The 13,531-nt window shown below is 69.5% G+C and carries 10 protein-coding genes; all 10 read left to right on the forward strand.

Translation table 11 applies throughout. The features are described 5' to 3' along the window. Positions 1-2 precede the first annotated feature (2 nt). The 10 genes from ASG88_RS11970 (at position 3) to rpoB (ending at position 13,488) form a co-directional block, all read left to right on the forward strand. Positions 3-830 (forward strand): MlaE family ABC transporter permease, encoded by an 828-nt coding sequence (locus tag ASG88_RS11970; protein WP_056887642.1) that lies wholly within the window; start codon positions 3-5, stop codon positions 828-830. A gap of 7 nt (positions 831-837) precedes the next feature. Then, a complete protein-coding gene (locus ASG88_RS11975) occupies positions 838-2,175 on the forward strand; it encodes an MCE family protein (protein ID WP_235534825.1) in 1,338 nt (445 codons plus the stop codon). Then, on the forward strand, positions 2,175-3,209 hold the full coding sequence (locus ASG88_RS11980) for an MCE family protein (protein WP_056887643.1): 1,035 nt from the start codon (positions 2,175-2,177) through the stop codon (positions 3,207-3,209). The genes ASG88_RS11975 and ASG88_RS11980 overlap by 1 nt, the downstream gene beginning before the upstream one ends. Then, positions 3,206-4,168 carry an MCE family protein gene (locus ASG88_RS11985; protein WP_056887644.1) on the forward strand — a complete coding sequence of 321 codons (963 nt, stop codon included), beginning with the start codon at positions 3,206-3,208 and terminating at the stop codon, positions 4,166-4,168. Before ASG88_RS11980 ends, ASG88_RS11985 begins: the two co-directional genes overlap by 4 nt. Before the next feature lies 1 nt (position 4,169). Then, positions 4,170-5,309 (forward strand): MCE family protein, encoded by a 1,140-nt coding sequence (locus tag ASG88_RS11990; protein ID WP_056887645.1) that lies wholly within the window; start codon positions 4,170-4,172, stop codon positions 5,307-5,309. Next, on the forward strand, positions 5,306-6,715 hold the full coding sequence (locus ASG88_RS11995; protein ID WP_056887646.1) for an MCE family protein: 1,410 nt from the start codon (positions 5,306-5,308) through the stop codon (positions 6,713-6,715). Before ASG88_RS11990 ends, ASG88_RS11995 begins: the two co-directional genes overlap by 4 nt. After that, positions 6,712-8,019, forward strand: a complete 1,308-nt coding sequence (locus tag ASG88_RS12000; protein ID WP_056887647.1) for an MCE family protein — start codon at positions 6,712-6,714, stop codon at positions 8,017-8,019. Before ASG88_RS11995 ends, ASG88_RS12000 begins: the two co-directional genes overlap by 4 nt. Then, positions 8,016-8,603 (forward strand): hypothetical protein, encoded by a 588-nt coding sequence (locus ASG88_RS12005; protein ID WP_056887648.1) that lies wholly within the window; start codon positions 8,016-8,018, stop codon positions 8,601-8,603. Before ASG88_RS12000 ends, ASG88_RS12005 begins: the two co-directional genes overlap by 4 nt. Continuing rightward, entirely contained in the window at positions 8,600-9,436 is an 837-nt protein-coding gene (locus ASG88_RS12010) for a J domain-containing protein (protein WP_056887649.1), read from the forward strand. The genes ASG88_RS12005 and ASG88_RS12010 overlap by 4 nt, the downstream gene beginning before the upstream one ends. 533 nt (positions 9,437-9,969) lie before the next feature. Continuing rightward, a complete protein-coding gene (gene rpoB / locus ASG88_RS12015; RefSeq protein WP_056887650.1) occupies positions 9,970-13,488 on the forward strand; it encodes a DNA-directed RNA polymerase subunit beta in 3,519 nt (1,172 codons plus the stop codon). The last annotated feature ends 43 nt before the right edge of the window (positions 13,489-13,531 follow it).

Raw genomic sequence — 13,531 nt, forward strand, 5'->3', positions numbered from 1 at the left:
CGATGGCCGATCTGAGAGACATCTACCGCAAGCCCTTCGGGTCGCTCGACGACCTTGGCGGGCAGCTCGCCTTCCACATCGGCGTGCTCCGGGCCATCCCGCGCTCGATCACCCGCTACCCCAAGGAGATCCTGCGGATCCTGGCCGAGGTCACCCTCGGCTCGGGGGCCCTCGCCGTCATCGGCGGCACCGTCGGCGTCATCCTCGGCATGACCTTCTTCACCGGTGCGCAGGTGGGGCTCTCGGGCTACGCCGCGCTCAACCAGCTCGGCACCGCGGCGTTCTCCGGCTTCGTCTCCGCCTACTTCAACACCCGCGAGATCGCGCCGCTCGTGGCCGGCATCGCCCTCGCGGCCACGGTCGGCTGCGGCTTCACCGCCCAGCTCGGCGCCATGCGGATCTCGGAGGAGATCGACGCCCTCGAGGTGATGGCGATCCCGTCCATGCCGTTCCTCGTCGCCACCCGCGTCGTCGGCGGCCTGATCGCGATCATCCCGCTGTACGTCGTGGGGCTGCTGTCGTCCTACTTCGCCAGCCGGCTCGTGGTCACCACCTTCTACGGCCAGTCGACCGGCACCTACGACCACTACTTCAACGCGTTCCTGCCCCCGGGCGACGTGCTCTGGTCCTTCGGCAAGGTGCTCGTCTTCGCGGTGACGGTCATCCTCATCCACTGCTACCACGGCTACACCGCCTCCGGCGGTCCCGCCGGGGTGGGTGTGGCCGTGGGTCGCGCGGTGCGCACCAGCATCGTGGCCGTCAACGTGATCGACCTCTTCCTGTCGATGGCCATCTGGGGCACCACCACGACCGTGAGACTGGCGGGGTGAGGCGGCCGTGAGTCCACTGCGCTCGATCGCGGGCCACCACAAGGTGCTCGGCGTCGTCTTCCTCTGCCTGATCCTCACCGGGGTCTGGGCGGCGTACGGCGTCTTCACCAAGAAGTTCACCGACTACGACGAGGTCACCCTGCGGACCTCCAAGATCGGCCTCCAGCTGCCGATGCGCGCCGACGTCAAGATCCGCGGCGTGCAGGTCGGCGAGGTCATCGCGATCGACGCCGACACCGACGGGGCGAGCCTCACGCTGGGGCTCTACCCCGACGAGCGGGGCCAGATCCCCGCCAACGTGACCGGCTCGATCGTCCCCAAGACACTCTTCGGGGAGAAGTACGTCTCCCTGGTCGTGCCCGAGCAGGCCTCCGGCGAGAGCATCGCGGTGGACGCGACCATCGAGCGCACCGAGGTCTCCACCGAGGTCGAGCAGGTGCTGTCGGACCTCTACCCGCTGCTGCGGGCCGTGCAGCCGGCCGAGATCAACATGACCCTCAACGCCATCGCCACCGCCCTCGAGGGACGCGGCGACCAGATCGGCGAGAACCTCGAGGTCGTCGACGGCTACCTCAGGCGCTTCAACCCCGAGATCCCGGCGCTCGTCGAGGACCTGCGGCTGACCGCGCAGGTGTCCGACATCTACGCCGACGTGCTGCCCGAGGTCGCCACCATCCTGCGCAACACCATCACCACCACCCAGACGCTCGAGGGCCGCGAGGACAAGCTCAACGCGCTCTTCCAGGACATCGGCCGCTTCTCCGCGACCACCGAGCGCTTCCTCGACGCCAACGGCGACAACCTGATCCGCCTCGGCGACCTCGGCCGCACCCAGCTGCGCCTCCTCGCCAAGTACGCCCCGCAGTACCCCTGCCTGCTCGAGGGCATCGTCAAGGCCGGTGACCTGCAGGCCGAGGCGTTCCGCGGCTTCACCCTGCACATCGTGCTCGAGACCCTGCCCAACCAGCCGCGCGGCTACGGGCCGCAGGACGCCCCCGTCTACGGCGACACCCGCGGGCCCCACTGCGGCTCCCTGCCCGCTCCGCCCTGGAGCCAGGAGAACCCCCTGAACACGCAGCCCGACTTCGTCGACGGCATCGACGAGCCGACCGGCAAGGGCACCTCGCGCAGTGCCACCGGGTGGGCAACCGGTTGGGCCACGGACCGGACCACCGGCTGGTCCGGTGGCGACGGCTACACCGGCGGCCGCGACGAGGCGGCCCTGCTCAAGGGGCTGCTCGGCACGTCCATCGGCTCGTCCGCCGAGGACGTCCCCGACCTGGGCGTGCTGCTCGTCGGACCCATGGCGCGCGGCGCCACCGTCACGCTGGGGGAGGCCCGCTGATGCCGCTGCTCGACGCGAAGACCTCGATCGACCTCACCAAGCTGATGGTCTTCATCCTGGTGACGACGCTGGCCACCGCCGTGCTCGTGGTCACCATCGGCAACCTCACCTTCGGCGCGACCCGCGACTACAGGGCCGAGTTCGTCAACGCGACCGGCGTGGTCAAGGGCGACGACATCCGCGTCGCGGGGGTCAAGGTCGGGGTGGTCAAGGACATCGAGATCGTGGACCGCACCCGGGCGATGGTGAGCTTCACCGTCGACGAGGACACAGCCGTCACGGGCGGCACCTTCGCGACCATCCGCTACCGCAACCTCGTCGGCCAGCGCTACATCGCGCTGACCCAGGAGATCGGCGACACCGCCCGGCTGCCCGACAACGCGACGATCCCGGTCGACCGTACCAAGCCGGCGCTCGACCTCACCGTCCTCTTCAACGGCTTCAAGCCGCTGTTCCAGGCGCTCTCGCCGACCGACATCAACCAGCTGTCCTACGAGATCGTCCAGGTCTTCCAGGGCGAGAGCGGCACCCTGGAGGGACTCCTCCAGCACACGGCCTCCGTGACGTCGACGCTCGCCGACCGCGACGAGGTGATCAGCGACCTCATCGAGAACCTCAACCAGGTGCTGGTCCACATCGGGGACCGCGACGAGCAGCTGTCCCGGCTCATCGGCTCGTTCCGCACCCTCGTCGGGGGGCTCAAGGACGATCGGCAGGCCATCCTCGGCTCCCTGCAGGAGATCTCCGACCTGTCGGTCGAGACCTCCAGCCTGCTCTCCGGGATCCGCAAGCCCTTCGTCAAGGACATCAAGGAGCTGCGGACCGTCGCCGGCAACATCGACAAGAACAAGGCCGAGCTCGACCGGGCCCTCCAGGTCCTCCCCATCAAGCTGGAGAAGGTCGGCCGCACCGCGATCTACGGCTCGTGGTTCAACTTCTACCTCTGCGAGTTCCAGGGCCGCGTCAGGCTGCCCGGCAACCTCAACGTCCCGGTGTCCTACCAGCCGGGCTCCGACAGGTGTGATCTCGGATGAAACCCTTCCGCGAGCGCAACCCCGTGGTCATCGGGTTCGTCAGCCTCCTCGCGCTGGGGCTGGTGCTCACCGCAGCCCTGCGCGCCGACGACCTGCCGCTCATCGGCGGCGGCGACACCTACCGCGCCGCCTTCACCGAGTCCGGCGGGCTCAAGAAGGGCGACGAGGTGCGGATCGCCGGCGTCCGGGTCGGCAAGGTCGACGAGGTCGCCCTCGACGACGGCCTGGTCGTCGCCACCTTCAAGGTCGACGCTGCCGAGGCGTTCGGTCCGGACACCCGGGCCGCCATCAAGGTCAAGACCCTGCTCGGCGCGATGTACCTCGCCCTCGAGCCCGCCGGCGGCGGCCAGCTCGAGGAGGGCTCGACCATCCCGGTCGAGCGCACCTCCTCGCCGTACGACGTCGTGGACGCCTTCGAGGGCCTGGCCGGCACCACCGACAGGATCGACACCGACCAGCTCGCCGGCGCGCTGACCACGCTGGCCGACCTGACCCGCAACACCCCCGAGGAGTTCCGCTCGGCGCTCGACGGGGTCACCCGGCTCTCGGCCAACGTCGCGGCCAAGGACCAGCAGATCAACGAGCTGCTGGTCAACCTCGACAAGGTGGCCCGTGTGCTGGACGAGCGCGACGAGGACATCATCGCCCTGATGCGCGACGCCGACGTGCTCTTCCGGGCGCTGGTGGGCCGGCGCGAGGCGATCCACAACCTCCTCGAGTCGACCTCGACCCTGTCGCGCGAGCTGACGCTGCTGGTCCGCCAGAGCCGCGACGACCTCAAGCCCGGCCTGACGAACCTGGAGAACGTCGTCGCCGTGCTCAACAAGAACGAGGACAACCTCGACAACAGCCTGCGGCTGATGGCGCCGTTCTACCGGGTCTTCGCCAGCACGCTCGGCACCGGCCCGTGGTTCGACACCTACATCCAGAACCTGCCTCCGGCACCGCAGGTGGGCTGACATGGAGACCCTGAGGAAGCTCGCCGTCCCGCTCGTCGTCATCGCCCTGGTGACCGCGGCGGCCATCACGATGTTCACCGGCTCCGACTCCAAGCGGCTGGTCGCCCACTTCCCCCGGACGATCTCCGTCTACGAGGGCAGCGAGGTGCGCGTCCTCGGGGTGCCGATCGGCGCCGTCGAGTCGGTCGAGCCCTCGGGCACCGACGTCGTGGTGACCATGACCTACGACAGCGAGGTCCAGCTGCCCGCTGACGCCAAGGCCGCGATCGTGGCGCCGTCGATCGTCGGCGACCGCTACGTGCAGGTCACCCCCGTCTACACCGGCGGCGAGGTGCTGGCCGACGGCGTCGCGCTCCCGGTCGAGCAGACCGCGGTGCCCCTCGAGCTCGACCAGATCTACGAGAGCCTCGACACCCTCAACGTCGCGCTCGGCCCCAACGGCGCCAACCGCAACGGAGCGCTCTCCGACCTGCTCGCGGTCACGGCCGACAACTTCGACGGCCAGGGCGCCGACCTGCGCACCACGCTGGGCAACTTCGCCCAGCTGACGTCCACCCTCGACAACAACAAGGAGGAGCTGTTCGGCAGCGCCGAGCAGCTCGGCAAGTTCATCAGCACCCTCGCCGAGAACGACCAGACCGTCCGCAGCTTCAACCAGTCGCTGTCCGACGTGTCCGGCCTGCTCGAGGGGGAGAAGGAGGAGCTCTCGGCCTCCCTGCGCAACCTGTCGGTCGCGCTCACCGAGGTGTCGTCGTTCGTGAAGGACAACCGGGAGGTCCTGGGCCGCAACATCTCCGGGCTCAACCGGGTGTCCAAGGTGCTGGTCAAGCAGCGCGACGCGCTCGACGAGATCCTCAAGGTCGGGCCGCTCGCGCTCAACAACCTCGCGCTGACCTACAACCCGCAGGCAGGCACGCTCGACACCCGAGCCAACATCGGCGAGCTCCTCGGCCAGATCGAGGCCGACCCCGCGACGTACCTCTGCGGCCTCACCAGCCAGGTCAAGGGCGCCGGCGGCGTGTGCGACACGATCCAGCAGGTGCTGCCGCGCGCGGGCACGCTCCCGAAGGGGCCCGTCCCGGCCCGGCCGGACCAGCAGTTCGACCCGACCCTCGGTGGTCTCGTGGAGGTGTCGCGATGAAGCGCGTCAAGGCCGTGGTGCTGCTCCTCATGACCGCGCTGACCATGTCGGCGTGCGACTTCGACGTCTACAAGCTGCCGCTGCCCGGTGGCCCGGACGTCGGCTCCGACCCGATGACCGTGCGGGTGCACTTCGTCGACGTGCTCGACCTGGTGCCGAAGTCGACCGTCAAGGTCAACGACGTCACCGTCGGGCAGGTGACCGACGTGTCCCTCGACGGCTACTCCGCCGTGGTCGAGCTGGAGATGCGCGGCGACGTCGAGCTGCCCGACAACGCGGTCGCCGAGATCCGCCAGACCAGTCTGCTCGGCGAGAAGTTCGTCTCGCTCGCGGCTCCCACCGAGGCCCCCAGCGACAACCGCCTCCAGAGCGGGGACGAGATCCCGCTGGAGCGCACCGGCCGCAACCCGGAGGTCGAGGAGGTGCTCGGCGCCCTGAGCCTGCTGCTCAACGGCGGCGGCGTGGCGCAGCTCAAGACGATCACCCAGGAGCTCAACCTCGCCCTCGAGGGCCGGGAGGGGACAGCACGGTCGGTGCTGCGCCAGGTGCGCGACTTCATGCAGCAGCTCGACGACAACAAGGGCGACATCGTCGACGCGATCGAGAAGCTCAACCGCCTGGCCCTCAGCATCCGCGAGGAGCAGCCCACGATCGACGCCGCGCTCGAGGAGCTGCCCAGCGCGCTGGACTCGATCGACCGCCAGCGCGAGGACCTCGTGGCGATGCTGGAGTCCCTCGAGGACCTGAGCTCGGTCGGGGTCCGGGTGATCCGGGCGTCCAAGGACGCCACCATCGACTCGCTCGAGGCGCTCGACCCGGTGCTGACCCAGCTCGCGGCGTCGGGGGACGACTTCACCAAGGCCTTCCACGTGTTCCTGACCTACCCGTTCGTCGACGAGGTCGTCGGCCGGGACCCGCAGGTGGCCCGCAACCTGCACATGGGCGACTACACCAACCTGTCGGTGACCCTCGACATCGACCTCTCGCAGGGCACGACCGGGCTGCCCACGCTGCCCACCAACCTGCCCACGCAGGTCGACCCGACCGTGATCGTCAACAACGTCCTCGACTGCCTGGCCAGCGGTGACCTCGCCAGCGCCGCCTGCCAGAAGGTCCTCGCGACGCCCACCGACCTGCTCAAGCTGCAGCAGGAGTGCCGCGAGGAGCGCAACAAGGACAAGGACGTGTGCCGCGAGGTCAACCAGGTGCCCAACCTGCCGCTGCCCACCGAGACGACCTCCGTCCCGGGCGTCCCGGTCCCGCTGCCGAGCCTGCCCACCGTGCCGGGCCTCGGCCGGGCCGGCACCCAGGAGCGGACCGTGCGGGGCCCGACGTACGGAGAGCTGATGGACTCCTTCGACCCGGCCCTCGTGAGCCTGCTCGTCCCGGGGATGGTGCTGCGATGATCACCCGCCGCACCCGGCTCCAGCTGCTGGTCTTCGCGATCATCACGCTGGTCGGCGTCAGCTACGTCGGCGCCCGCTACGCCCGCCTCGACCGGGTCTTCATCGACGACACGTACACCGTGGTCGCGCACTTCAGGGACTCCGGCGGCGCGTTCGCCGGGGCCGAGGTGTCCTACCGCGGTGTCCGGATCGGCGAGGTGTCCGAGATGGTCCTCACGGACGAGGGCGTGGACATCCACCTCGACATCGACAAGGAGCAGGACCGGATCCCGGCCGACAGCCTCGCGCTGGTCGGCAACCGGTCCGCGGTCGGGGAGCAGTACGTCGAGCTCCAGCCGCAGGTCGACGGTGGGCCCTTCCTCGAGGACCGCTCGCAGATCGATGCCGACCGCACCAGCACCCCGATCCAGACCGACACCCTGCTGACCAACCTGTCCGACACCGTGCGCAGCGTGGACGAGCGGGACCTCCAGACCGTCACCACCGAGTTCGGTGCGGCCTTCGGCGGGGCGGGCCAGGACCTCCAGACGATCATCGACTCCGGGAGCGCGTTCATCAACGCCGCCGACGCCAACTTCGAGATCACGACCAAGCTGATCCGGGACGGCAACACCGTCCTCAACGGCCAGATCGCCTCGGAGAGCGCGCTGCGGTCCTTCGCCCGCGACCTCAGCACCTTCTCGACCTCGCTGGCCGGCTCCGACGAGGACCTCCGCTCGGTCATCGACAACGGCAGCGCGACCGCGACCCAGCTGCGCACCTTCATCGAGGACAACGAGGTCGAGCTCGGCGAGCTCCTCAACAACCTGGTCACCACCGGTGAGGTGGTCGTCGAGAACATCGCCGGCGTCGAGCAGCTCCTGGTCATCTACCCGTACGTCGTCGAGGGCGGCTTCACCGTCGTGTCGAGGACCCCCTCGACCGGCAACTACGACGCCCACTTCGGCATGGTGCTCACCACGGAGCCGCACGTGTGCACCCGCGGCTACGAGGGCACCGACCGGCGGCCCCCCCAGGACGGGGAGAACCGGCCCATGAACGAGGCTGCCCGCTGCACCGAGCCGGCGTCGGAGTCCAACGCCCGCGGCGGCCAGCACGCCCCGCGCGCCGGAGCGTCCTACGCTCCTCGCGCCGCGGCGTCGTACGACCCGCCCGTCGCCGCCTTCGACCCCTCGACCGGTGAGCTGGTCTGGGGCGAGGCCGAGGCACGCCGGCTGGAGTCGCGCTCCAGCGCGGCCCCGGCCACTCTAGGAAAGGAGTCGTGGAAGTGGTTGTTCCTCCAGCCCCTCATGACACAGCAGTGACGAGCCCGACCGCCACCCCGACGCACCGGGCGGGATTCCGGACCGTGCTGCTCGCCGTCCTGGTGGCGCTCGCCGTGGCGGCCGCCGGCCTCCTCGCGTGGGTGCTCCTCGCGCGCGGCGGCGACGGTGACGACGTCCGGTCCTCCCGCGAGGAGGTCATGGCGCAGACGGAGCAGTTCATGCTGCGGATGGGCACCTACGGACCCGACCTGCTCGACGAGCAGGGCGCCATGCCGGAGTACCGCGATCGCGTCAAGGGCGTCATCACCGACAAGTTCGCCGCGTCCTTCGACTCCGAGGCCGGCACCGCCGAGCAGCTCGTGGCGCAGGCCGGGGTCGACCGGACCGCCGACGTCTTCGCCACCGGCGTCTCCAGCATCGACCAGGACTCGGCCCGCGCCCTCGTCGCCGGCACCTTCAGCGACTCCTACGAGGTCAAGGGCGAGACGGTCGAGCAGGAGCCGATCCCGTTCCGCATCGAGGTCACCCTGGTCAAGGTCGACGGCGAGTGGCGCGTCGACGACTTCGACCCGGTGACGACCGACGAGGCCGCCCCGACCGAGCCCGAGGGGGCGCAGCGATGACCGACACCCAGTCCTCGACCCGGAGCCCCAGCTGGTACGACGTCCTGGACGTCGACCGCGCCGCCTCCGCCGACCAGGTGCGCGCTGCCTGGCGCGCGAGCATCGCCGACCTCGAGCCGGGCTCGCGGCGCTTCGCCTCGCTCAACGCGGCGGCCGAGGTGCTCCTCGACCCGCGGCGGCGGGCGGCGTACGACGCGACGCTCACCGAGACCGAGACCGAGACCGAGACCGAGACCGAGCCGCCGGTGTCGCCGGTGTCGCCGGTCGAGGAGGGCCGCCTCGCGCCCCCGCTGGTGGAGGAGGGCACCCGGGGCCCCGGTCCCGAGACCGCGGCCCCCGCCGGCCGCGGCGTCCCCACCTGGCTGCTGGCCGTGGGCGGGCTGGTGCTCGTCGCGCTGCTCGCCGGGTGCGCCTGGGCGTGGCAGTCCACCTCGGGGGAGACCGAGGAGGAGGCGACCCGCGCGGCCCAGGCCGCGGCGGAGCGCGCGATCGTGCCGGTCCTGTCCTACGGCTTCGAGACGCTGGAGGAGGACCAGGCCCGCGCCCAGGGCTACCTCACCTCCGACTACCGCGAGGACTACGACCAGCTCTTCGCGGTCATCTCCGACAACGCGCCGCAGACCCAGACCACGGTCGACGCCGAGGTGGTGGCGTCGGGGATCGTGCGCTCGGGCGTGGACCGCGTCGACGTGCTCGTCTTCGTCGACCGGCCCACCACCAACAAGCTCACCCCGGAGCCGGAGACCTACAAGGACCAGGTCACCGTGACCATGCAGAAGGTCGGCGACGAGTGGCTGGTCGACAACCTGGTCACCTCGCCGGCGCAGGGCTGAGCGCCGCCGGCCGGCACCCCGGCGGCTCGGACACACCGGCGGGCCGCACCCGCAGGGGACTGGCGGCGGACGACACCGGGGCCGTGACCGGGACTGTCGCGGGCCGCCAGTCACGGGGGCGCTCCCGGCGTACGCCGCCATGCACGCCGGCGGGCCGCACCCGCAGGGGACTGGCGGCGGACGACACCGGTGCCGTGACCGGGACGGTCGTACGCCGCCAGTATTGGCAGCGCTCCCGTCGTACGCCGCCCGTCACGCCGGCCGGCCGGGGCACCCGAGAGGGTGGCGGTGCGGTCCGGAGGCGGGTCGGTGCTTGACCTGTCCCCGGTCGGGGGTCATCATCGTCGGCAACGCGTGAGCGAACGGCCAGCACGACGAGTGCGGAGCCATCGACCCCGCCTTTGAAGCGAGCCCTGTGTTGCGGTAGCCTGTCACTTTGCGCCTGCCCTCATATGCCCTTCACCCTGTCAGGACGGGTGCCGCGGTGGTCGGCTGGCGATCTCTTGGATCACGATCCTTCGAAGGACACCCTCTTGGCCGCGCGCAGCTCCGCTGGTAACTCCCTGCTCAAGTCCAACCGCACCTCTTTCGCGAAGATCGCCGAACCTCTCGAGGTTCCCGCTCTCCTCTCCCTCCAGACCGACAGCTTCGAGTGGCTCGTCGGCGGCGACAAGTGGGAAGAGATGGTCGCGGCCCGTCGGGCCGCGGGCGAGGACGTGTCGGAGAAGTCCGGTCTTCAGGAGATCTTCGAGGAGATCTCCCCGATCGAGGACTTCTCCGAGACGATGATGCTCTCGTTCGACAACCCCGTGTTCGTCGACCCGAAGTACACCGAGGAGGAGTGCAAGGAGAAGGACTTCACCTACTCCCGCCCCCTCTACGTCTCCGCCGAGTTCATGAACCACGAGACCGGCGAGATCAAGGGCCAGACGGTCTTCATGGGTGACTTCCCGATGATGACCCGCAAGGGCACCTTCATCATCAACGGCACCGAGCGCGTCGTCGTCTCGCAGCTCGTCCGCTCGCCCGGCGTCTACTTCGAGCGTGCCGCGGACAAGACGTCCGACAAGGACATCTACACCGCCAAGCTCATCCCGAGCCGCGGCGCCTGGCTCGAGTTCGAGATCGACAAGCGCGACCTCGTCGGCGTCCGTCTCGACCGCAAGCGCAAGCAGAACGTCACCGTGCTGCTCAAGGCGCTCGGCTGGACCACCGAGCAGATCCGCGAGGAGTTCGGCCAGTACGAGTCGATGATGCTCACGCTGGACAAGGACACCCCGCAGACGCAGGACGAGGCGCTCCTCGACATCTACCGCAAGCTGCGCCCGGGCGAGCCGCCCACGCGTGAGGCTGCGCAGACGCTGCTGAACAACTACTACTTCAACGGCAAGCGCTACGACCTGGCGAAGGTCGGTCGCTACAAGATCAACAAGAAGCTCGGCGTGACCGAGGCCTTCGACCAGCAGACGCTGACCGTCGACGACATCGTCGCCGCGATCCGCTACATCGTCGAGCTGCACGCAGCCGGTGCGCCCGTCGAGGCGCCCGACTTCGTCGACGCCGCGGGCAACGTGGTGATGGGTCCCGACGACAAGCCGGTCAAGGTCCAGGCCGACGACATCGACCACTTCGGCAACCGCCGCATGCGCACGGTCGGCGAGCTGATCCAGAACCAGCTCCGCACGGGCCTGGCCCGCATGGAGCGCGTGGTCCGCGAGCGGATGACGACCCAGGACGTCGAGGCCATCACGCCGCAGTCCCTGATCAACATCCGACCCGTGGTCGCGGCGCTGAAGGAGTTCTTCGGCACCTCGCAGCTCTCGCAGTTCATGGACCAGACCAACCCGATCGCGGGCCTGACGCACAAGCGTCGACTCTCCGCGCTCGGCCCCGGTGGTCTGTCCCGCGACCGCGCCGGCATGGAGGTCCGTGACGTCCACCCGTCGCACTACGGCCGCATGTGCCCGATCGAGACCCCGGAAGGCCCCAACATCGGCCTGATCGGCTCGCTCGCGTCGTACGGACGGATCAACCCGTTCGGCTTCGTCGAGACGCCCTACCGCCGGGTCGAGAAGGGTGTCGTCACCGACAAGATCGACTACCTCACCGCCGATGACGAGGACCGCTACGTCATCGCGCAGGCCAACGCCCCCCTCGACAAGAACAACAAGTTCGTCGAGGAGCGCGTGCTCGTGCGCCAGCAGCGCGGCGAGGTCGACGCGATCCTGGCCGAGGAGGTCGACTACATGGACGTCTCGCCGCGCCAGATGGTGTCGGTCGCGACGGCCCTGATCCCGTTCCTCGAGCACGACGACGCCAACCGTGCCCTCATGGGCGCCAACATGCAGCGCCAGGCCGTGCCGCTCATCACGAGCGACTCGCCCCTGGTCGGCACCGGCATGGAGTACCGCGCCGCGGTCGACGCCGGTGACGTCGTCGTCGCCGAGAAGGCCGGAGTCGTCAAGGAGGTGTCCGCCGACGCCATCGAGACGATGAACGACGACGGCTCCTACCAGACCTACAAGCTGGCCAAGTTCAAGCGCTCCAACCAGGGCACCTGCATCAACCAGCGCCCGCTGGTGGTGGAGGGCGACCGCCTCGAGGTCGGCTCGCCGATCGCCGACGGTCCGTGCACCGACCAGGCGGAGATGGCGCTCGGCACCAACCTGCTCGTGGCCTTCATGCCGTGGCAGGGCCACAACTACGAGGACGCGATCATCCTCAGCCAGCGCCTGGTGCAGGAGGACGTCCTCACCTCGATCCACATCGAGGAGCACGAGGTCGACGCCCGCGACACCAAGCTCGGCCCCGAGGAGATCACCCGGGACATCCCGAACGTCTCCGAGGAGGGCCTGGCCGACCTCGACGACCGCGGCATCATTCGCATCGGCGCCGAGGTCACCACCGGTGACATCCTCGTCGGCAAGGTCACGCCGAAGGGCGAGACCGAGCTGACCCCCGAGGAGCGCCTGCTCCGCGCGATCTTCGGTGAGAAGGCGCGCGAGGTGCGCGACACCTCGATGAAGGTGCCCCACGGTGAGTCCGGCACGGTCATCGGCGTCCGCGTCTTCGACCGCGAGGACGGCGACGAGCTGCCCCCGGGCGTCAACCAGCTGGTCCGCGTCTACGTCGCCCAGAAGCGCAAGATCTCGGTCGGTGACAAGCTCGCCGGTCGTCACGGCAACAAGGGCGTCATCGCCAAGATCCTGCCGATCGAGGACATGCCGTTCATGGAGGACGGCACCCCGGTCGACGTCGTGCTCAACCCCCTGGGTGTGCCGCGTCGTATGAACATCGGCCAGATCCTCGAGCTCCACCTCGGCTGGCTCGCCAAGCAGGGCTGGGACCTCGACCTGCACGACGACAAGGGCTCCGCGGAGTGGAAGGACCGACTGATGTCGATCCACGCCGAGAAGTCCGAGCCCGGCACGAAGGTCGCGACCCCCGTCTTCGACGGTGCGCGCGAGGACGAGATCACCGGCCTGCTGGGTGCGACGTACCCGACGCGCGACGGTGTCCGGATGATCGACGAGACCGGCAAGGCGTCGCTCTTCGACGGCCGCTCCGGTGAGCCGTTCCCGGCGCCCGTCTCGGTCGGCTACATGTACATCCTCAAGCTGCACCACCTCGTGGACGACAAGATCCACGCGCGCAGCACCGGCCCCTACTCGATGATCACGCAGCAGCCGCTGGGCGGTAAGGCCCAGTTCGGTGGCCAGCGCTTCGGTGAGATGGAGGTCTGGGCGATGGAGGCGTACGGCGCCGCCTACGCCCTGCAGGAGCTGCTCACGATCAAGTCCGACGACGTGCCCGGTCGCGTCAAGGTCTACGAGGCGATCGTCAAGGGCGAGAACATCCCCGACTCCGGCATCCCCGAGTCGTTCAAGGTGCTCGTCAAGGAGATGCAGTCGCTGTGCCTGAACGTCGAGGTGCTGTCGCACGACGGGTCGGCCATCGAGCTCAAGGACGCCGAGGAAGACGTCTTCCGGGCCGCCGAGGAGCTGGGCATCGACCTGTCGCGTCGTGAGCCGAGCTCGGTCGAAGAAGTCTGAGTGACGAGGCGGTGCGCCGGTCCCCGGCGCACCGCCCCTCCTC

This window comes from Nocardioides sp. Soil777, from assembly GCF_001428425.1.
Classification (GTDB): Bacteria; Actinomycetota; Actinomycetes; order Propionibacteriales; family Nocardioidaceae; genus Nocardioides; species Nocardioides terrigena.

Bases quoted from the DNA above. Each gene is read 5' to 3' on its own strand.
- ASG88_RS11985 (WP_056887644.1), top strand. From the start codon at position 3,206: ATGAAACCCTTCCGCGAGCGCAACCCCGTGGTCATCGGGTTCGTCAGC.
- ASG88_RS11970 (WP_056887642.1), top strand. From the start codon at position 3: ATGGCCGATCTGAGAGACATCTACCGCAAGCCCTTCGGGTCGCTCGAC.
- ASG88_RS11995 (WP_056887646.1), top strand. From the start codon at position 5,306: ATGAAGCGCGTCAAGGCCGTGGTGCTGCTCCTCATGACCGCGCTGACC.
- ASG88_RS11990 (WP_056887645.1), top strand. From the start codon at position 4,170: ATGGAGACCCTGAGGAAGCTCGCCGTCCCGCTCGTCGTCATCGCCCTG.
- ASG88_RS11980 (WP_056887643.1), top strand. From the start codon at position 2,175: ATGCCGCTGCTCGACGCGAAGACCTCGATCGACCTCACCAAGCTGATG.
- ASG88_RS12000 (WP_056887647.1), top strand. From the start codon at position 6,712: ATGATCACCCGCCGCACCCGGCTCCAGCTGCTGGTCTTCGCGATCATC.
- ASG88_RS12010 (WP_056887649.1), top strand. From the start codon at position 8,600: ATGACCGACACCCAGTCCTCGACCCGGAGCCCCAGCTGGTACGACGTC.